Source organism: Halomonas sp., assembly GCF_052095695.1.
Lineage (GTDB): Bacteria > Pseudomonadota > Gammaproteobacteria > Pseudomonadales > Halomonadaceae > Vreelandella.
Map to the genome: position 1 here is coordinate 12,644 of NZ_JBQDLQ010000021.1, position 18,763 is coordinate 31,406.

The window sequence follows — 18,763 nt, forward strand, 5'->3', positions numbered from 1 at the left end:
CCCCGATGACCATGGATATTCAAGTAGCAGAGGGCGACGTCGAGCGTTTGTCCCTGCGCGACTATACCGAAAAAGCCTACCTCGATTATTCGATGTACGTGATTCTCGACCGTGCGTTGCCCAATGTCGGCGACGGCATGAAACCCGTGCAGCGACGTATTATTTACGCCATGCGCGAGCTGGCGCTGCACGCTAATGCTAAATACAAAAAATCGGCGCGTACCGTCGGCGACGTGCTGGGTAAGTTTCACCCTCATGGCGACAGCGCTTGCTATGAAGCCATGGTGCTCATGGCGCAGTCGTTTAGCTATCGCTACCCGCTGGTGGATGGCCAGGGCAACTGGGGTAGCCCCGATGACCCTAAATCCTTTGCCGCCATGCGCTATACCGAAGCGAAGCTTTCCAAGTTTGCCGAAGTGCTGTTAGGCGAGCTTGGCCAAGGCACCGTTGATTGGGCGCCCAACTTTGATGGCACCATGCAGGAGCCGTTGGTACTGCCCGCCAAATTGCCGCACGTATTGCTAAACGGCGGTATGGGCATCGCGGTGGGTATGGCCACCGATATTCCCCCGCATAACGTAGCTGAAATTGTCGAGGCGACCTGTCATCTGCTGCGTAATCCAAAGGCGACCACCGCTGATTTAATGGAATTCGTGCCCGCGCCGGATTTTCCTACTGACGCGGAAATTATCACTCCGCCTGCGGATCTGCGTAAGCTTTATGAATCCGGCCGGGGCTCGGTCAAACTACGTGCCCGCTACATTCGTGAAGAAGCCAATATCGTTATCACCGCTGTGCCGTATCAGGTTAGTGGTGCCAAGGTATTGGAGCAGATTGCCGCGCAAATGCAGGCTAAAAAGCTGCCCATGGTGGCCGACCTACGCGATGAATCGACCCATGAAGAGCCAACGCGCTTGGTGATTGAGCCGCGCTCCAGCCGCATTGACGTTGAGTCGCTGATGGCACATCTGTTCGCCACGACCGATTTAGAAAAGAACGTACGCGTGAATATGAACGTGATCGGCCTGGACGGTCGGCCACGGGTGATGCCGTTGCCTGAAATGCTCGGCGAATGGCTGCAGTTTCGTCGCAGCACCGTACGTCGGCGTTTAGAGCATCGGCTAGGTAAAGTTGAAGACCGCCTGCATATCCTGGAAGGCCTGCTGACCGCCTATCTGGATCTTGATGAAGTGATCCGCATCATTCGTGAAGAGGACGATCCCAAGGCTTCGCTAATTTCCACCTTTAGTCTTTCTGAGCGCCAAGCAGAGGCCATTTTAGAGCTGCGGTTACGCCACCTGGCCAAGCTCGAAGAGATGAAAATTCGTGGCGAGCAGGATGAGCTGGAAAAAGAGCGTAAGTACTTGCAGGGGTTGCTGGGCAGCGAAGCTAAGCTCACCACGCTAATTGAAAAAGAAATTCGCGCTGCTGGTAAAGAGCACGGGGATGCGCGCCGTTCACCGCTTGTTGAGCGTGAAGAGTCCAAAGCGCTGTCTGAAGTTGAGCTTATGGGCGCTGACCCGATTACCGTGGTGCTATCAGACAAAGGCTGGATTCGGGCGGCTAAAGGGCATGATATCGACCCCGAGGGGCTGTCCTATAAAGCCGGTGACAGCTTCCAACTCGCGGCGCGGGGCAAAACCAATCAGCCGCTGGTACTGTTGGATGATACCGGGCGTGCCTATACGCTCTCAGCGCATAATCTTCCCAGTGCACGGGGCCAGGGTGAGCCGGTGACTGGGCGCGCCAATGTTGCCGCTGGGGCGAAAATGGCGGGGCTGATGTTTGCACCACCCGAGCGGCGTTTTGTGCTGGCCACTGACGGCGGCTACGGTTTTGTTGCTAGGCTCGACACGCTGACCGGTAAAAACAAAGCCGGTAAAGCGGTGCTGAGCCTACCCAAGGGCTGTAACGTCATGGCGCCTATTGAGGTGCCGGAAGGCGAGGAGCTTTGGGTTGCTTCGGTATCAAATGAAGGACGTTTACTGCTGTTCCCCTTGGCTCAATTGCCCGAGATGTCCAAAGGCAAGGGCAATAAAATGCTCGATATACCCGGCCCTAGAGCGGCACGGCGGGAAGAGTTTGTATGCGGAGTTGTGGTGTTAGCGTCCAGCGATGCACTGATGCTGCATGCCGGTAAGCGCAAACTGACGCTTAAAGCCGATGACTTGGCCTATTACCGCGGTGAGCGCGGCCGGCGTGGCAGTAAACTACCGCGCGGTTTCCAAAAAGTAGATCGTTTAGAGGCAGGAGAATAAGCAATGGCACGCGGTGATTTTATTCTAACCGCCTTAGGATCGCGTTTGACTGCGGACATTCAATCGCAGATAGATGCCTTAGTGGCACAATTTGGCCTTGAGCAGAAAAGCGTCCAGCGGCTTGCCGATGCATCATTGCCGGGCGGCGACAACATTGACTGCATTGAGTACCGCCTGGTCGGTGACAGCGTTGATATTGAAGCGGTACGTAAAGCGGCATTAGCGCTGGGTGAAACTCTAGGCATGGATGTCGTCATTCAAGACGACTTTCGTGACCAGGTTCAACCACGCTTAATATGCTTTGACATGGATTCCACGCTTATCAAAGCCGAAGTCATTGACGAGCTGGCGCGTCGTCATGGGGTAGGAGACGAAGTCGCTGCGATTACCGAACGCGCCATGCGCGGTGAACTCGATTTTCAGCAGAGCTTTCGCGAGCGCATGAGCAAACTAGCCGGTTTGGATGAGTCGGTGCTGGCGGATATCGCTAAAGAACTGCCGCTGATGGATGGCGTTGAACGTTTGATGGCCAATCTAAAGCGCTTGGGTTACCGCACGGCGATTCTCTCTGGCGGCTTTACCTACTTTGCTCGCTACTTACAGGAGACGTTAGGCTTCGACGAAATTCATGCTAACGAGCTGGTGATTGAGCAGGGTAAGGTGACCGGCGACGTTCGCGAGCCCATTGTCGATGCCGAGCGTAAAGCGGAGCTATTAGCCGCCATTGCGGAGCGTGAAGGCTTTACCTTGAATCAAACCATTGCGGTGGGCGATGGTGCGAACGATCTTAAGATGCTCGCTAGTGCTGGCTTGGGCGTCGCGTTTCATGCCAAGCCCGTGGTGCGTGCCCAGGCGCGTCAGGCAATCTCAACGCTAGGCATTGATGCGTTGCTGTATGTGATGGGCTATCGCCAGCAGAATTTAACGTCTTAAAAAATACCCCTTAAGCATAAGGCGGTGCCTTTCAGCACCGCCTTATGGCGTTGTTACGAGACGCTATGGGACTGCTTTTAACCATGGCCTTTGTCGGGATGTGGCACCGGTTTTTCGCCGACTTCTTCGGCCTTCAGTTCCAACGGTTTACCCTGGGTTTTATCGCTATGTTTTAAGCGCATGTGCAGGCCGGATTTAGCCAGCAGGTGGGCGCTCACGGGAGCGGTGATAAACAGAAATAGCGTAATGAGCATTTCTTGAATATCCGGCTTACCGTCCACGCTCCAAAAATACAGCATCGAAGCAATTAGCATGCAGCCGATACCTAGCGTGGTGGCTTTGGTCGGGCCGTGCAGGCGCATATAAAAATCGCGCAGGTGAGCCATGCCCAGTGAGCCGATAAAAACAAACATACCGCCCGCGATCAACAGCAGTGAAATAACCCCTTCCACTATTATCGGCATAGCCGCTGCTCCCTGTTGTAGGCGTCTATTATGTGCGTCATTCGATAATATCTCCGCGCAAAATATATTTACACACCGCCACGGTACTGATGAACCCTAGCATGGCGATCAATAGCGCTGACTCGAAATACGTTTTGCTGTTAAGCCATAGCCCCAACAGCACAATGAGCGCAATTGAGTTTACGTACATGGTATCCAGCGCTAATACCCGATCAGGCAGGCTTGGGCCGATGGTGAGCCGATAAAGGTTCAGCAGCAGTGCCATCACGACCAGGGTTAAGGTGATGTAGAGTGCAATACTTAACATTCGTAAATCTCCTTAAGTGGGCGTTCATAGCGCTCGCGTATTTGCTCGATCAGTGCCTCTTCATCACCTACGTCTAAGGCGTGAATCAGCAGAGATTTGCCGTCCAGGCGTAAGTTAGCCGAGACGGTACCCGGCGTCAGGCTAATAGTGCTGGCCAGCAGAGTGATGGTGAATCGCTCTTCGAGTATCAGCGGGTATTCAATAAAGTGGGGGCGAAGCTTGCGCCAAGGATTGGTAATTAAGTAAGCCACTTCAAAGTTGGCGACGACGATATCGCCGAGCACTCGAAACAAGAAACGCATTAAAGCGAAAGGCTTAGTGATCCGCGGGCGTGCATCCCAAAAACGGTGGGTCAGCAGAGGGATCAAAATGGCTAAGGAGCCACCTAGCACAAACTGACCAATGGCGTAGCTGCGCACTAACAGCAGCCAAACCACCAGCAGCAGTAGGGATAAAACAGGCGTGGGCAGCCAGGCGCGTGGGGCAATCATTGTGCTTCTCCTGCATCAGTAGCTTGATCAGGCAGTAGCGTGCGTATAAGCACCTGCGGATTAGCGAGTTGTTCCGCCGTGGCCTGTGTATAGCTACTCACTGGCCCAGCCAATACCACTAATAGGGGAGCCGCACTAAGTAGCCAGATAACGCCAAACCACTGGCGATACGGTAGCGGGCTGCCGCTAATATTGCCGCGGTAGCTGCGCCAAAACAGCGTAGACCCCGCGCGCGCCAGGGCGACCATGGAACACAGCCCCGCTACCAGTAGCAGCGGCCATAGCCATAGTCGCTGAGTGCCTTCTACTGCATTGAGCATCAGTGCTTTGCCAATGGCGCCTGACAGTGGCGGCATGCCCGCTACGGCGATTGCGCCTGCAAAAAAAAGAATCCCTAGCGCAGTGCCTTGCACCATGGGGCGGCCCTTAACTAGTCGGGTGCCGGCTTTGCCACGCTGCAGGCCGATCATTTCTGCTAACAGAAACAGTCCGCCGGTAATCAGCGTTGTATGTATCAAGTAGTACAAGAGTGCCGAGGTCGCTTGAGGCGTGCCTATGCCGATGCTGGCCAGCAGCGTACCCACTGATACCAGCACTAAATACGCAACCAATAGGCGTAAGTCTCGTGCGGCCATTACGCCAGCGCCAGCGGCCGCAATAGTGGCCAACGACAGCCACCAAACCCAGGGCTGCTCCAGTGCTTCCAAGCCGCCCGCACTATCACCAAAAATTAATGAATAGACACGTAGGATGGCGTAAATACCCACCTTCGTCATAATGGCGAAAAGTGCGGCGACCGGTGCCGGCGCTGACGCATAGGCCTTGGGCAGCCAAAAATACAGCGGCAGCATAGCGGATTTTAAAGCAAAAACGACTAGCAGCATCAGTGCGCCAGCGGTGACTAATCCTTCGCGCGCAACCGGCAAGTCAGCCACCCGAATCGCCATATCGGCCATGTTGAGGGTGCCCGTTGCGCCATAGAGTATGCCCACTGCGATTAAGAACAGCGAAGAACCCGCTAAGTTGAGCACCACATAGTGCACGCTGGCTTGAATGCGCGCTTTGCCACCGCCGTGCAGCAGCAGCGCGTAAGACGCCAGCAGCAGTACTTCGAAAAAAACGAAAAGGTTGAATAGGTCGCCGGTTAAAAAGGCGCCATTTATCCCCAGCAGCTGCCACTGAAATAGGCCATGGAAATTACTGCCTTTTTCGTCGTCACCTGCGCAGGCAAATACCACGGCACCCACTGCTAACGTGGCGGTTAATAGCACCATTAATGCAGAGAGACGATCCAGCACCAGCACGATACCAAAGGGTGCCTGCCAATCGCCCAGCGCGTAGTAGGTGACGTCGCCGCTGGCGGCTTGGCGTACTAAGCCTATCGCCACCAGCAGTAACAGCAGCGTAGCCGACACGCTAACCGTGCGCTTATAGCGCACTAAGCCTTGGCGCTGATAGAGCATTAAGATGCCCGCAATCAGTGGCAGGACAACAGGAAAAACAATCAGGTGCTGCATCATTCTCGGTCTTCCTTATTGCCGTCGACGTGGTCGTTGCCCACTTCGCTGCGTGCCCGCATTGCCAGGATCACCACAAAAGCCGTCATCGCAAAGCCGATAACGATGGCGGTAAGCACCAGCGCTTGAGGAAGAGGGTCGGCAACGTTTCCGCCTCCGGACACAATCGCGGCGCCGTCAGTGGTCAGTCCACCCATTGAAAACAGAAACAGGTTTACCGCATAAGAGAGCAGCGTAAGGCCCACCACGACGGGAAAGGTACGGCCTCTTAACGTGAGATAGAGACCCGAAGCGGTCAATACACCGGTGGTCATCGCGTAAAGCAATTCCATTAACGAGGCTCCTGAGTAGCTGAAGAGGCTGGGGGGGCGTCGATATCTTTTTCCGTCGCTTCGGTCACCGGGCGATGCGCGGTGGTGACTTTACCCAGGTTGGCAAGAATCATCAGCGTGGCACCGACGACGGCCAAATACACACCCAGATCAAATAGCAGTGCGGTGGCCAGCTCAAACGTGCCGATCAGCGGAAGGCTAAAATAGCCGAAGGCGGAGGTTAAGAACGGATGCCCAAACAGCCAGCTGCCTAGTCCGGTGAGCGTAGCCACGGCTACCCCGATAACGGCCACTGGTTGGAAGGGGAAATCCAAACGTTCTTGTGCCCACGCCACGCCACGCGCCATATACAGCAAAATAAGCGCCACGGCGGTAATTAAGCCGGCAATAAAACCACCGCCTGGCTGATTGTGGCCGCGCAAGAAAATAAACGCAGATACCAGCAGCGCCAACGGAAGCAGCGTCATTGAAATGGAGGTAAGCACCGCAGGGTAACGGTCAGGTGACCATACACGGCCCTCGCCGTCGCTGTGCGGCATAAATAGGCGCAGGCGATTCAATAGCTTAAATATCGCTAAGCCAGCTATGGCCAGTACGGTAATTTCACCCAGGGTATCGAAGCCACGGAAGTCGACCAATATAACGTTGACCACGTTATAGCCACCGCCGCCAGGCTTACTGTTCTCTAAAAAGAAGTTAGAAATTGCCTGAGTATCATGGGTCATGACCGCATAGTTAAGGCTTGCAACAACTAGCCCTAGCGACCCCGCCAGCAGCATATCGCGAATATTACGCAACGGACTGGATTCTCTGGGCGTTTTCTGCGGTAAGAAAAATAGCGCCAGCATCAGCAAAATCATGGTCACCACTTCGACCGACAGCTGTGTCAGGGCAAGGTCGGGCGCTGAGAAACGGGCAAAGGTGAGAGCGACAAATAGTCCCACTACCGACAGCATCAGCAGAGAAATAAGCCGGTAACGATGGGTGGCAGCGGTAGCTATGCCACCAAACATCAGCATTCCCGCGCCTAAAATGAGCACGCCATCTAGTGATTGATTGCCCGCCGCGCCGGTTAAATCTGTAATCTGAACGAGGCCGATGCCGCCCATTAATAGCGCTGCTAACCATAGCCAGCCTACATAGCGCTGTAAGGAGTTGCCGTCGAGCGTAGTAATAAGCTGTTCGGCGCGGAAGCTAATGGCAATAAGAATACGTTCAAATATACGGCGAGCATCCACGCCCACAAACTGCTGGGTAAAACGTTGAACGTTGCCGTAGCGCCAATAAAGCGCAATGCCAGCTACAAAAGCGAGCACACTCATCATCAGCGGCAGGTTGACGCCATGCCAGATCGCCAGGTGGATATCCAGAGGGCTACCAATCACGGCCAGACTGGCAAGTTCTAAGGTGTTGGTGGCCATCACTGCGGGAAATAATCCCACCACTACACACAAGGCAACCAGTATTTCCATCGGCAGGCGCATCAAATGAGGCGGCTCATGAGGCGACTTAGGCGGTGCTTCGCGAGCGGGCTTGAAGAAGACCGCGTGAACCAAGCGCAGCGAGTAGGCGACCGATAGAATGCCGCCGATTGCTGCTAGCGCGGGTAATAACCAGCTTATTCCGCCGAACACAGGGGTTGCCAGTGTCTCGGTAAAGAACATTTCTTTGGATAAGAAACCGTTGAAAAGCGGAACCCCCGCCATGGACGCTGCCGCTAAAATGGTTAATAGCGCCGTGACCGGCATGGCATTTTTTAGGCCGCCCAGTTGTTTAAGTTCGCGGGTGCCGGTTTCGTGATCAATGATACCCGCACTCATAAACAGTGCGGCTTTGAAAGTGGCGTGATTGAGAATATGAAAAAGGGCGGCCAAAATTGCCATTGGGCTACCAATGCCCAGCAGTACGGTAATTAAGCCGAGGTGGCTAACCGTGGAAAACGCTAATATACCTTTTAGGTCGCTTTTGATCAGCGCAAACCATGCGCCATATAGCATCGTTATGATGCCGACTAGCGAGACAACCACGCTCCATAGCTCGCTGCCAGCAATCGCCGGATGCAGTCGCGCCATCAGGAAAATGCCCGCTTTAACCATGGTGGCAGAGTGTAGGTAGGCCGAGACCGGTGTGGGAGCGGCCATGGCGTGGGGCAGCCAAAAATGAAAAGGAAACTGTGCTGATTTGGTAAACGCGCCGAGTAATACTAAGCACAGCATCAGTGGGTAGCGCGGGTCGGCAAGAATGCTATCGCCGCTTGCTAATACGTCGTCCATGCTGAAACTTCCGGCCATGTTGCCAAGCAGTAGCAAGCCTGCCAACAGGGCAAGCCCACCGGCCCCAGTGATCGTTAGCGCCATGCGGGCGCCCTTACGAGCATCTGATTGATGCGACCAGTAACCAATAAGTAAGAATGACGAGAGGCTGGTTAACTCCCAGAAAAACCAGAGCAGAATCAAATTGTCCGACATTGAAATGCCCACCATTGATGCCATAAATAGCATCAAGAAAGCGTAAAATCGGCCAAACGGCTCATCTTTTGCGAGATAGTAATGGGCATAAAGTATAATCAGTAAACCAATACCCAGTATCAGCAGGTTAAACAGTAGCGATAATCCATCTAGCCGAAACGCTAAGTTTAGCGCCAGTTCCGGCATCCAGGCGGCTGAAAAACGCAGCTGCTCGCCATCTTGTAGCGCTGGCACGTTGAGTAGCGTCATTGCTAGCGCGGTCGCTGGTAGCACGGCGGTTGTCAGTGAACAGGCACTGCGACCAAATCGTGCGGTGAGTAGCGGCACCAGTACGCCTAGCAAAGGCAACAAGGCTATCCAAAGCAATGTCATGGGTGTCATCCAGCGGCTAAGTTAAAAAAGTCAAAAGACCACCTCCAGAGCGCCTGGAGCAGGTTCAGGTGGTGCAGGATACATCAAGTGGAACAAGAGGATATCACTTGTGCAGTAGCTGTGAAATTTTAGTATAAAGTGTGCCGGTCAACCGATGAGAGATTTTTTGTTCCATGAGTGAACCCTTTAATACCTGGCAAGCCCGTTTCGAAAAGCTGCGATCAAACAAGCTTTTTGAAGCCGTCGTGATTGCCATTATCGTTATTTCTGCCCTAGTAATAGGGGCCAAAACCTATGAAGAAACCTCTCGGATTGAGCAGTGGCTGCTGTATTTAGATGTCGCCGTCACTATCTTCTTTTTGATAGAAATTTTAATCAGGATGGCCGCTGAGCGCACTCTTCTGAGCTTCTTCAAAAAGGGCTGGAACGTTTTTGATTTTCTGATTGTGACCGCCAGTTTAATCCCTATGGATGACTCTGAAATGGTCCTGTTGGCGCGGCTGCTGCGTATTTTCAGAGTGCTGCGCTTGGTGTCGATGATTCCTGAACTGCAGATGTTGCTCAATGCCCTGGTGAAGTCGGTGCCGCGGATGGGCTATGTCGTTCTGCTGATGTTTATCATTTTCTATATTTATGCCGCCATTGGCAGCTTTCTATTTCATAGCGTTGATGAGGGGCTGTGGGGCAATATTTCGCTGGCGATGCTAACGCTGTTCCAGGTGGCGACCTTTGAAAGCTGGGCGACGGCCGTGCTTTATCCCACCATGGAAGTTTATCCCTATGCCTGGATATTCTTTTTAACGTTTATCTTTCTGAATGCCTTCATTTTTCTCAACATGATGATTGGCATCGTATTGGACGTGATGCAGAAGGAGAGTGCGCTACTCGATTTAGAGAATGATGGCGGTGATGCTGCCCAAATGCAGGGGCTGCGCAGCGATGTGCGGGATTTACGCGCACAGCTTGACCGAATGGAGAGCGCCCTTGCACAGTCTCATTCGCCACAGGGCTCTGTGCCTCATAACTCATTGGAAGGCGATTCAGCGCAAGCCGGTTCAGTACAAGACAGCTTCGCGCAACGTAATTCAGCGCATAGCGATGCAGGCGGTAAGCAAGCCGATAAGCCCATTACCGACTAATGTTAGACAGGCATCATCGGGAGTGGGCAAAACTTGGTGGTTATGCGGCCACGATCGTCATGGATCGCGCGTGGTTTGCCGCAGTCACTGCATTTCCGGCGAGCCTTCACGGCTTCACCGACCTGATCTTGCACAACTGCCTCCTGTAACCGCCTCAACAAGGTCTTTGCGCCGTCAAGGAGCAGGCCCAAGTTCTCAGCTCTAAAATCGTCGGCCGCACGGCGAAGGCACATGATATTGCGCCTCCGAGTTTCTCCATCGTCAAACGTCGTCTCGGCAAAAAAATACTTACATCCATGGTGGGTCCCGCCTTGTTCTGAAACCCTTACCCTACCACGCCGACCACCAGGTTTTGCCCACTCCCGTACACCTGCATGGAAAAGCAAACGACCCACTCTAAGCGCCATCAATCACAAGAGGAGCTTGGGTAGATTTGTGATGCTTAATCAGCGTTAAAGCGGCGTTTTGCTTGCCTTGCCAGGAATTTCCCGCACCAGCCGCGGCATTAAGAACCCTGGCAGATAGTCACGAAGCTCGGCAACAAGCGCGCGGGCGTCTTCATCTGCCACATCAAAATGCGCCGCACCCTGCACCGGATCTAGTACGTGCAGGTAGTATGGCAGTATGCCTGCTTCAAACAGGCGCTCGGAAAGAGTGGCCAGCGTCGTCACGTTATCGTTCACGCCGCGCAGTAGTACGCTTTGGTTAAGTAGCGTCACGCTTGTTTGCTTCAAACGCGTGCAGGCATCTATCACGGCTTGGTCAATTTCGTTGGCATGGTTGATGTGCAAGACGATCACTTTCTGTAGCCGCGTATTGCTTAGCCATGCCAATAAGGCGTCGTCAACTCGGTCAGGTATCACTACCGGCAGGCGGGTGTGAATGCGTAGCCGCTTAATGTGCGGGATGCCTTCAAGCTGATCAACCAGCCATGCTAGCTGGCGGTCATTGGCAGCCAGCGGGTCGCCCCCGGAAAGAATCGTCTCATGGATCGACGTATCTGCTCGCAGGTAGTCGAGCGCTTCTTGCCACTGCGCCCGCGAAGGGGCGTTATCGCTATAGGGAAAGTGACGTCGAAAGCAGTAACGGCAGTTGATCGCGCAGGTCGGGCTGGCAATTAACAGTACACGGTTAGCGTATTTGTGGATTAACCCTTTTGCCGGTTGATGGTCGCTCTCTTCCAGCGGATCAGCCACATAGCCTGGGGGCGTAAGCGCCTCTTTATCAACGGGCAGGATCTGGCGTAGCAGCGGATCGTTTAGATCGGCATACGCTATTCTGTTGAGATAAGCATCGGGCACGCACACGTCAAACAGCGTATGCCCCGTCTGGGCGCCTGCTAGCCACTGGCTGCTTAATCCAAGCCGGTCACACAGCACCTTAGGGTCGCGAATGGCCATGGAAAGTTGCTGTTGCCAAGTCAGGGGCGTCTTAGACGCGGCAATAATGATGTTCTCCTGCAAAAAAGCCCTCCTTCGGGTTATCATGCGACGCACTGATCATAAGCGTGAAGCCGCGGCTTCGCAGACCACGTAGCTAAGAATAGGTAATTGAGAGGCGATATGGCGAACTATTCTACCAATGAATTCAAAGCCGGTTTGAAAGTAATGCTCGACGGCGACCCTTGTTCGATTGTCGAAAACGAGCTGGTCAAGCCAGGTAAAGGACAGGCGTTTAACCGCGTTAAAATGCGTAACCTGATGACTGGCCGTGTGGGTGAGAAGACGTTCAAATCCGGTGACTCGCTGGAAGGCGCCGATGTCATGGATTTAGAGATGGAATATCTCTATACCGACGGTGACATGTGGCACTTCATGAAGACCGATGGTTCCTTCGAGCAGTATGCCGTGGAAAAGAAAGCCCTAGGCGATACCTCAAAATGGCTTAAGGAGCAGGTGCCTTATACCATTACGTTGTGGGACGACAAGGCTATTTCTGTTACACCGCCCAACTTCATTGAGCTGGAAGTCGTCGAAACAGATCCTGGCTTGAAGGGCGACACTGCCCAGGGCGGCTCCAAGCCTGCAACGCTTACCTCGGGTGCCGTAGTACGCGTACCGCTGTTTATCAACCGGGGCGAAGTGCTAAAAATTGATACGCGCAGCGGCGATTACGTCTCGCGCGCTTAATCAGTTTTGCTGCCGATGATATGATTTAAAGGCCACGCAACGAGCGTGGCTTTTTTTCGTGCCTTGCCCTAGGAGTCGTAATGGCCATTGATTGGCACCCCACAGCGTCTATCGAAACATTGCGCGAGCGTGCGCGTTTAATGGCCAGCGTGCGGGCATTTTTTGCTGCGCGTACTGTGCTAGAAGTCGAAACGCCGGTGTTAGGGCAGGGCGGCAGCACGGATGTGCATTTGGTCTCACTGAATACCCTGGCACGGACTGACCGAGGGCAGCGCCGTCTCTGGCTGCAAACTTCGCCTGAGTTTCATATGAAGCGGCTGCTGGCTGCGGGCAGTGGACCGATTTTTCAGCTAGCCAGAAGCTTTCGCGATGGTGAAGTGGGGGCGCGGCATAATATCGAGTTCACCATGCTTGAGTGGTATCGGCCTCAGTTCTCGCTCAATGAGATGATGGCAGAAACGGCGGCGCTGGTTATGGCTCTGCTGCCAGCTGCGCCTGGCGACATTGTGCATTATCGTTACCGCGAGCTGTTTCATACCCACCTGGCGGTCGACCCCTTTACATCGTCGCTGGAGAAACTGCGGATGCTGGCCTCAGAGCGGGGGCAAATGTCTGCCCATGCCTTGGCCGATGAAGGGCGTGATACCTGTTTGGACTTATTGATGAGCATGGTAATTGAGCCTCAGCTTGGCCAGCAGGAGCTTAGCGTGGTCACCGATTACCCTACCAGCCAAGCGGCCCTGGCTCGACGCCATCAAGATGCGGATGGTGAGTGGGTAGCGTCTCGTTTTGAGCTTTATGTTAACGGTATTGAACTGGCCAATGGCTACGATGAGCTAACCGATGCACAAGAGCAGCGCCGGCGCTTTCATGAGGATAACGCCGAGCGGCGTCGTGTAGGCTTGCCGGAAGTGGATATTGACGAGAACCTGTTGGCCGCGCTTGAGCACGGTATGCCCGAGGGGGCTGGCGTGGCGCTGGGCATCGACCGTCTTATTCAGCTGGCGCTGGGAAAGGCACGCCTGGAAGACGTGCTCGCATTTTCAACACCCAATTGTTAGGGCGGGATACGTCTTATGCCTTGATGCGTTTGAGTAGAAACACCAGCGGCACCGTGGCGATATAGATCAGACCCATCCACGTAAAAATATCGTTAAAGGCCAGTACCTTGGCCTGCTGTGAGACCCGCTGCGCGAGTAAGCCAACGGCCGCGTGGTAGGCATCAGGCACCGACCCGCTGAGCATGGCTTCATACTTGGCGATTTCAGTCACCACCACCTCTCGGCCGGTATTGATGGCCGGAATTAGCTGATTCCAGTGAAAGTCCTCGCGGATATCGCGCACCGTATCAAGCAGTGCAAGCCCCATGGCGCCGCCTAAATTGCGCATGACGTTAAACAACCCGCTGGCGTTACCCACTTCGCTGGGGGAGAGGGTGCCTAGCGCGATTCGCGAGGCCGGAATGATGCACATGATCAGCCCCATGCCGCGCACAATCTGCGGCAAGCAGAACTGCCAGAACCCTGACTCCACAGTGAGATTGCTGTTCATCATGGTGCCCACGCCTACCAGCAGTAAACCGAAAAATAGCATCACGCGCAGGTCTAGGTGATTAGTCGCTTGGCCGATGAGTGGTGCACACAGGAACATCGTTACCCCGGTGACAAACATTACCTGACCGATCTGTAGGCTTGAGTAGCCGCGTACGTAGCCAAAGAACAGCGGCATGATATAAACCAACCCATACAGCGCAATGCCGATAATAAAGCCCATTCCTGCGCCGATCGCGAAGTTGCGGTTGGCGAAAGCGCGCAAGTCGACAATCGGATGATTGCTGCGCAATGTGCGAGTAAAAAACCACACGCCCGCCAGCAGGCACACCACGCTGAAGATAGTGATGCGGTCACTGGCGAACCAGTCATCGCCCGGGCCCTCTTCAAGGACGAACTCAAGTGATCCTAGAAACACCGCGATCAGGGCCAGGCCGATAAGATCAAGCTTGCGCGCTAGCGCGTGATTAGGCTTGTCGATATTTAAAAATTTCCATGAAGCCCAGCACACCAGTATTCCCGGAATGATATTGGCTAAGAATAGCCAGTGCCAGCTCTGGGTTTCAGTGATGTAGCCACCCACCGTGGGGCCGATCGAAGGTGCCATGGTCACTACCATGCCAATGACTGCCTGTACGCTGCCCATCACCCGGCGAGGAAAGATCGAGAAGCTGACCGCTTGTGTAATTGGAATCATCGCGCCACCCATGAAGCCCTGAATGGCACGCAGTACGATAAGTTGTTCAATTGAAGTAGCCATGGCGCAGCCAAGGCTTGCCAAGGTGAAGCCCGCGCAGGAAAGGGTGAAGACGACGCGAGTTGAAAGAATCCGCATCAGCATACCCGATAGCGGAATCATCACTATCTCTGCAATCAGATAAGAGGTTTGCACCCAGGATATCTGGTCTGCGCTAGCCGAAAGGCCCGACTGGATCTCGTTTAGCGAGCTGGCGACGATCTGAATGTCCAAAATCGCCATAAACATGCCAAACACCGCGGCAATGAAACCGACTCGCTGGCGCCAGGATGGCATGTCGTTGACACCTCCTGCCGAGCTTCCTGCTGCCTCGCTCATAAGTCGCGGCGTTCCTGGGTGCTGCCCGGGGTATTTACGTGGGCAACCCCTGTGTCGTTGCCTGGCTCAAGGTTGCGAGTATCGATTTCCGGCACCGCCGAAAGCCCTGCACGCAGTAGGTTTAATGCATCTTGTGGGCCGGTAAAGCGAATCTTGACGGGCACGCGCTGCACGATTTTATTGAAGTTGCCGGTAGCGTTATCCTGAGGTAAGAGACTGAACTCAGTGCCCGTGGCCGGGGATAGGCTGTCGACCACGCCCTGATATGTGATATTCGGGTAGGCATCTAAATGAATACTGACCGGCTGACCGACGCGTATCCGCTCAAGCTGGGTTTCCTTAAAATTAGCCGCCACATACGCTGATTCAATGGGCACCAGCTGCAGCAGCGTTAGGGATGGCTGCGCCAGCGCGCCGGCCTTCACCTGAAGGTTGCCGATGATGCCCGCCCGCGGCGCGACGATACGCGTTTTGTCGAGCTGATGTTGGGCATAGTCGAAATCGGCGCCTGCAGCATCCAGATTGGCTTCGGCTCGGGTCACGTCGCTTTCGGCCACTTCCAGTTGACGCCTGGCCGAGATAACCGCGGCGCGGCTCTGGGCCAGGTTGGCCTCAGCAACCCTGAGCGTGGTTTGATCGTCCTCGTTTTGCTGGCGAGAGCCATAGTTGCTGGCGGCAAGAGAAGATGAGCGCTCAAGGTGCTGGCGAGCTTGGCCGACATCGGCTTCGGCGGCATCTACCTGGGCATTGGCTTGGTCGATAGATGCCTGCTGTAAGGCTACCTGACGCTGTGACTGAACGATTGAGGCAGCGGCCACCGCTTGTTGCGCGCTAGCTTGAGCCAGCTGATCGCGGTAGCTGGCATCGTCCAGACGTATGAGTAAATCACCTTGGCTCACCGTTTGGTTGTCATGCACAGCCACTTGCGCAACGCGGGCTGACAGCTCTGCACGCACGGCGACACTATCGGTGCGCACGTAGGCGTTGTCGGTTTCTGCCATGAAGCGCCCGGTCTGCCACCAGCCGACGCCCCACCAAATCAGCGCTCCTAGCGCGATTAAGATGATGATGACAGCCAGTATCTTGCCCTTGGATTTTTTACCGATATGAGCTTCTTGCTTGCCATCTTCCGACATGGACACTCCTTAACGATGTCATCCCTAAGAAACGCTATCACCCCGAAAAGACTGCTCAATGACGAGAAGTGACATGCTGAACGCAGGCGGGAAAGGTTGTGAGGATATATAGTGTAATGAATGCTACATTACATGACTAGCGTAAAAAATAACTGTTTAGCGCAGTGTCTGTATAATTAATGCTCTTTTAGCATGCCTCTATAGGAGTGTGGATGCCTCTCTCAATCATGAAAGCCCCGGCCGATGATGCTAAAAAAAACGATGTGATGCTGACGTCGCGTGGGGTGGCGCGTCGTGAACGCTTGCTAGACGCGGCGCGAGATGTGTTTCTTGAGCAGGGCTATGCGGGCGCCAGTGTTAATGAAGTGGTGGCTCGTGCAGGCGGCTCATTGGCAACGCTCTACAAGCAGTTCGGTAACAAAGAGGGGCTGTTTACGGCGGCGATGGAGCGCCATATCGCCACCGCTTGGGCCGTGCTAGAAGAGGGGCGGCGGGATCAGCGCGCCCCTGAACAGGTGCTTTACGAGCTGGGGCGTCGCATGCTGATGCTGGTGTTTGATGCCGGCGTGGTTCGCTTGGTGCGGGGGCTAGCGTTTGAGGCCGAGCGAGCCCCTGAGCTTGGCGAGATGTTCCTGGCCCGTGGTCCTGACCACACACGCCAAGCGCTCGCCAGCTACCTGCGTGATCAGGTTGAAGGTGGCCGCCTAGCGCTTGAAGAGCCCCGTGAGGCTGCCGGTATCTTCATGGGCATGCTGCTTGGCGAGTGGCATATCGACGCTTTGCTAGGTCGCGAGCTGCAGCTTGACGAGGCAAAATGCAATGCCCGCGCCCGGCGCTGCGTAGACATATTTCTCGCTGGGGTTGCCCGCCCGCAGGCCTAATGTCGATGGCTATTTCGTGAGGCCTCCAGCAGTGCCCAGGGATTGGCCCATCTGAACCGCAGTGGTTTGAGCCGATTCGTCAAAGCTTATGGGTTTGGCAAAGCACATCACCACGGTAGAGCCGAGTTTGAAGCGTCCCATCTCAGCACCTTTGGCTAACGTAATAGGTTGGCCGAATTGCATGCGCTGGGGCTGGCCAGATAAAGGCGTGACCTGCCCGGACCAAACGGTTTCAATCGCCGCAACAATCATCGCGCCGACTAAAACCATCGCGAGCGGCCCGTACTCAGTATCAAAAATACACACCAAGCGTTCATTGCGCGCGAATAGCCCCGGCACGTAAGTGGCCGTCGCTTGATTCACGGAGAACAGCCTTCCAGGGACATAAATCATTTCTCGCAGCGTACCGGTTACCGGCATATGTACGCGATGGTAGTCCCGTGGTGAAAGGTAAACGGTGGCAAAGCTGCCGCCGAGAAACTCTTCAGCCAGGGCGGTATCGCCACCCAGCAACGTCTGAGCCGAGTAAGTGTGGCCCTTAGCCTGCACTAGCTGACCCGCCTGTAGGCGTCCGCATTGCGACAATGCACCATCGGCCGGACTTAGTATGCCTTCGCCCAGCGGGCGAGCATCTGGCTTTAAGGCGCGGGTGAAGAAGTCGTTGAACGTTGCGTACGCGCTAGGGTCGGGCTCTAAGGCTTGGCTCATATCCACATTAAAGCGTTTGATAAACGCTTTCATCAGGTGGTTTTTCACCCACGGATTGTCGCATTGAGCAAAGTGCCCCGTCAGGCGCGAAAGCGCGTGGTGTGGCAGCGGGTATTGAAGTAGCGAAAAAGCTTTTTGGGAAACGGTCACGGTGGTCGGTTCACTTCTCAATCGGTGTGTCGTCGCGGTTGCCCCACTCGCCCCAAGAGCCAGCGTAGCCGCGCATATTAAAGCCCAGTGCTTTGCCTACCAGCCACGTAAAGCTACTGCGATGATGGCTTTGACAGTGGGTCGCCACTTCCATATCCGGCGTTAGGCCCAGAGCGCCCAGCTCAGTGATGAGTTCGGCATAATCACGAATACGCAAAGCGCGATGGCGATCCATGGCCTGCAGCCAATCCATGTTCACCGCTCCCGGTATATGACCCAGGTGCTTGTTGTTGCCCCGCTCGCCGTCATATTCACCTTGCGAGCGAGCATCCCATACGGCGAACTGCCTATCGCCCAGCTTTGACTTGATCTCTTCACACGTAATCAGGGCGTGCGGATTAAGGATGTCAGCATGGTAGTCGCTGGGCGTTGGCGATTGCGATTCGGTGCTTTCTTCAAGCCCCGCGTCGCGCCAGGCATGAATGCCGCCATTTAGATAGGAGTAGCGGGTATGGCCGATCAGGTCTAGCGTCCAAAGAAGGCGTGCTGCCCAGCCACCACCTTCATCATCGTAAGCCACAACGTGGATATCGCGTGTTAGGCCTAGGGCGCTAAACAGGCGGGACAGCGCTTCAACGCTGGGAACGTCGCTTAGCACCGGTCCTTCGCCACGCATTAAGTAGCGAAAATCGAGAAAAATAGCCCCTGGTACGTGTCCCTGACGATAGCTATCGCCATTAACGGGCACGTCGATAATCAGCAGCTGAGGATCGTTTAAGTGTTCCTGAAGCTGTTCGGGCTCTACGATCAGCGAAAAAAGATTGGCTTCTGACGATGGGCTTTCAGTGCTCAT

Annotated in this window: 17 protein-coding genes and 1 pseudogene; 6 read left to right on the top strand and 12 right to left on the bottom strand. The window is 54.7% G+C overall.

Features of this window, described 5'->3' with window-relative positions:
• The first annotated feature begins 5 nt into the window (after nucleotides 1-5).
• Both parC and serB read left to right on the top strand, forming a co-directional pair.
• The gene (gene parC / locus ACTH5D_RS06185; protein ID WP_441669318.1) at nucleotides 6-2,258 is read left to right on the top strand and encodes a DNA topoisomerase IV subunit A; all 2,253 of its coding nucleotides are present in this window, start codon (nucleotides 6-8) and stop codon (nucleotides 2,256-2,258) included.
• A gap of 3 nt (nucleotides 2,259-2,261) precedes the next feature.
• Nucleotides 2,262-3,191: a phosphoserine phosphatase SerB gene (gene serB, locus ACTH5D_RS06190; protein ID WP_441669320.1), complete on the top strand. Its 930-nt coding sequence runs from the start codon at nucleotides 2,262-2,264 to the stop codon at nucleotides 3,189-3,191.
• Nucleotides 3,192-3,268: 77 nt separating this feature from the next.
• Here serB and ACTH5D_RS06195 read toward each other — a convergent pair whose 3' ends face one another.
• From ACTH5D_RS06195 to ACTH5D_RS06220, 6 genes are read right to left on the bottom strand one after another with little or no spacing between them, the layout of a single operon-like run.
• Nucleotides 3,269-3,655 (bottom strand): Na+/H+ antiporter subunit G, encoded by a 387-nt coding sequence (locus tag ACTH5D_RS06195; RefSeq protein WP_441669322.1) that lies wholly within the window; start codon nucleotides 3,653-3,655, stop codon nucleotides 3,269-3,271.
• Nucleotides 3,656-3,692: 37 nt separating this feature from the next.
• Entirely contained in the window at nucleotides 3,693-3,962 is a 270-nt protein-coding gene (locus ACTH5D_RS06200; RefSeq protein WP_096280932.1) for a K+/H+ antiporter subunit F, read from the bottom strand.
• A complete protein-coding gene (locus ACTH5D_RS06205; protein WP_441669324.1) occupies nucleotides 3,956-4,453 on the bottom strand; it encodes a Na+/H+ antiporter subunit E in 498 nt (165 codons plus the stop codon). The genes ACTH5D_RS06200 and ACTH5D_RS06205 overlap by 7 nt, the downstream gene beginning before the upstream one ends.
• Nucleotides 4,450-5,973 (bottom strand): monovalent cation/H+ antiporter subunit D, encoded by a 1,524-nt coding sequence (locus tag ACTH5D_RS06210; protein ID WP_441669326.1) that lies wholly within the window; start codon nucleotides 5,971-5,973, stop codon nucleotides 4,450-4,452. Before ACTH5D_RS06210 ends, ACTH5D_RS06205 begins: the two co-directional genes overlap by 4 nt.
• Nucleotides 5,970-6,302: a Na+/H+ antiporter subunit C gene (locus ACTH5D_RS06215; RefSeq protein WP_441669328.1), complete on the bottom strand. Its 333-nt coding sequence runs from the start codon at nucleotides 6,300-6,302 to the stop codon at nucleotides 5,970-5,972. The genes ACTH5D_RS06210 and ACTH5D_RS06215 overlap by 4 nt, the downstream gene beginning before the upstream one ends.
• Nucleotides 6,302-9,142 (bottom strand): monovalent cation/H+ antiporter subunit A, encoded by a 2,841-nt coding sequence (locus tag ACTH5D_RS06220; RefSeq protein WP_441669330.1) that lies wholly within the window; start codon nucleotides 9,140-9,142, stop codon nucleotides 6,302-6,304. The genes ACTH5D_RS06215 and ACTH5D_RS06220 overlap by 1 nt, the downstream gene beginning before the upstream one ends.
• A 173-nt stretch (nucleotides 9,143-9,315) precedes the next feature.
• Between ACTH5D_RS06220 and ACTH5D_RS06225 the strand changes: the two genes are divergently transcribed.
• On the top strand, nucleotides 9,316-10,281 hold the full coding sequence (locus ACTH5D_RS06225; protein ID WP_441669332.1) for an ion transporter: 966 nt from the start codon (nucleotides 9,316-9,318) through the stop codon (nucleotides 10,279-10,281).
• Between the two features lie 41 nt (nucleotides 10,282-10,322).
• Here the strand turns inward: ACTH5D_RS06225 and ACTH5D_RS06230 are convergent.
• Nucleotides 10,323-10,579 (bottom strand): annotated as a pseudogene (locus ACTH5D_RS06230) (ISKra4 family transposase); the annotation flags it as partial.
• A 154-nt stretch (nucleotides 10,580-10,733) separates the two neighbouring features.
• Nucleotides 10,734-11,744 (bottom strand): EF-P beta-lysylation protein EpmB, encoded by a 1,011-nt coding sequence (gene epmB / locus ACTH5D_RS06235; protein WP_441669334.1) that lies wholly within the window; start codon nucleotides 11,742-11,744, stop codon nucleotides 10,734-10,736.
• A 99-nt stretch (nucleotides 11,745-11,843) separates the two neighbouring features.
• Between epmB and efp the strand changes: the two genes are divergently transcribed.
• Entirely contained in the window at nucleotides 11,844-12,410 is a 567-nt protein-coding gene (gene efp, locus ACTH5D_RS06240) for an elongation factor P (RefSeq protein WP_096280910.1), read from the top strand.
• An 80-nt stretch (nucleotides 12,411-12,490) separates the two neighbouring features.
• Entirely contained in the window at nucleotides 12,491-13,471 is a 981-nt protein-coding gene (gene epmA / locus ACTH5D_RS06245) for an EF-P lysine aminoacylase EpmA (RefSeq protein ID WP_441669337.1), read from the top strand.
• Nucleotides 13,472-13,484: 13 nt separating this feature from the next.
• Here epmA and ACTH5D_RS06250 read toward each other — a convergent pair whose 3' ends face one another.
• Together ACTH5D_RS06250 and ACTH5D_RS06255 are read right to left on the bottom strand one after the other, a co-directional pair.
• Nucleotides 13,485-14,993, bottom strand: a complete 1,509-nt coding sequence (locus ACTH5D_RS06250; protein ID WP_441669339.1) for a DHA2 family efflux MFS transporter permease subunit — start codon at nucleotides 14,991-14,993, stop codon at nucleotides 13,485-13,487.
• 38 nt (nucleotides 14,994-15,031) lie between these two features.
• Nucleotides 15,032-16,171: an efflux RND transporter periplasmic adaptor subunit gene (locus ACTH5D_RS06255; protein WP_441669341.1), complete on the bottom strand. Its 1,140-nt coding sequence runs from the start codon at nucleotides 16,169-16,171 to the stop codon at nucleotides 15,032-15,034.
• A 212-nt stretch (nucleotides 16,172-16,383) separates the two neighbouring features.
• On the opposite strand from ACTH5D_RS06255, the gene ACTH5D_RS06260 reads away from it, so the two are divergent.
• On the top strand, nucleotides 16,384-17,052 hold the full coding sequence (locus tag ACTH5D_RS06260; RefSeq protein ID WP_441669343.1) for a TetR/AcrR family transcriptional regulator C-terminal domain-containing protein: 669 nt from the start codon (nucleotides 16,384-16,386) through the stop codon (nucleotides 17,050-17,052).
• Between the two features lie 9 nt (nucleotides 17,053-17,061).
• Here ACTH5D_RS06260 and asd read toward each other — a convergent pair whose 3' ends face one another.
• Together asd and ACTH5D_RS06270 are read right to left on the bottom strand one after the other, a co-directional pair.
• On the bottom strand, nucleotides 17,062-17,910 hold the full coding sequence (asd, locus tag ACTH5D_RS06265; protein ID WP_441669345.1) for an archaetidylserine decarboxylase: 849 nt from the start codon (nucleotides 17,908-17,910) through the stop codon (nucleotides 17,062-17,064).
• 10 nt (nucleotides 17,911-17,920) lie between these two features.
• Nucleotides 17,921-18,763 carry a sulfurtransferase gene (locus ACTH5D_RS06270; protein WP_441669347.1) on the bottom strand — a complete coding sequence of 281 codons (843 nt, stop codon included), beginning with the start codon at nucleotides 18,761-18,763 and terminating at the stop codon, nucleotides 17,921-17,923.

What these genes read in the sequence shown, in the direction of transcription:
- ACTH5D_RS06195 (WP_441669322.1), bottom strand. Translation starts at nt 3,655, where the DNA reads ATGCCGATAATAGTGGAAGGGGTTATTTCACTGCTGTTGATCGCGGGC.
- ACTH5D_RS06270 (WP_441669347.1), bottom strand. Translation starts at nt 18,763, where the DNA reads ATGAGCACTGAAAGCCCATCGTCAGAAGCCAATCTTTTTTCGCTGATC.
- ACTH5D_RS06220 (WP_441669330.1), bottom strand. Translation starts at nt 9,142, where the DNA reads ATGACATTGCTTTGGATAGCCTTGTTGCCTTTGCTAGGCGTACTGGTG.
- ACTH5D_RS06200 (WP_096280932.1), bottom strand. Translation starts at nt 3,962, where the DNA reads ATGTTAAGTATTGCACTCTACATCACCTTAACCCTGGTCGTGATGGCA.
- ACTH5D_RS06255 (WP_441669341.1), bottom strand. Translation starts at nt 16,171, where the DNA reads ATGTCGGAAGATGGCAAGCAAGAAGCTCATATCGGTAAAAAATCCAAG.
- parC (WP_441669318.1), top strand. Translation starts at nt 6, where the DNA reads ATGACCATGGATATTCAAGTAGCAGAGGGCGACGTCGAGCGTTTGTCC.
- ACTH5D_RS06215 (WP_441669328.1), bottom strand. Translation starts at nt 6,302, where the DNA reads ATGGAATTGCTTTACGCGATGACCACCGGTGTATTGACCGCTTCGGGT.
- ACTH5D_RS06205 (WP_441669324.1), bottom strand. Translation starts at nt 4,453, where the DNA reads ATGATTGCCCCACGCGCCTGGCTGCCCACGCCTGTTTTATCCCTACTG.
- ACTH5D_RS06260 (WP_441669343.1), top strand. Translation starts at nt 16,384, where the DNA reads ATGCCTCTCTCAATCATGAAAGCCCCGGCCGATGATGCTAAAAAAAAC.
- ACTH5D_RS06225 (WP_441669332.1), top strand. Translation starts at nt 9,316, where the DNA reads ATGAGTGAACCCTTTAATACCTGGCAAGCCCGTTTCGAAAAGCTGCGA.
- epmA (WP_441669337.1), top strand. Translation starts at nt 12,491, where the DNA reads ATGGCCATTGATTGGCACCCCACAGCGTCTATCGAAACATTGCGCGAG.
- efp (WP_096280910.1), top strand. Translation starts at nt 11,844, where the DNA reads ATGGCGAACTATTCTACCAATGAATTCAAAGCCGGTTTGAAAGTAATG.
- ACTH5D_RS06250 (WP_441669339.1), bottom strand. Translation starts at nt 14,993, where the DNA reads ATGCCATCCTGGCGCCAGCGAGTCGGTTTCATTGCCGCGGTGTTTGGC.
- serB (WP_441669320.1), top strand. Translation starts at nt 2,262, where the DNA reads ATGGCACGCGGTGATTTTATTCTAACCGCCTTAGGATCGCGTTTGACT.
- ACTH5D_RS06210 (WP_441669326.1), bottom strand. Translation starts at nt 5,973, where the DNA reads ATGATGCAGCACCTGATTGTTTTTCCTGTTGTCCTGCCACTGATTGCG.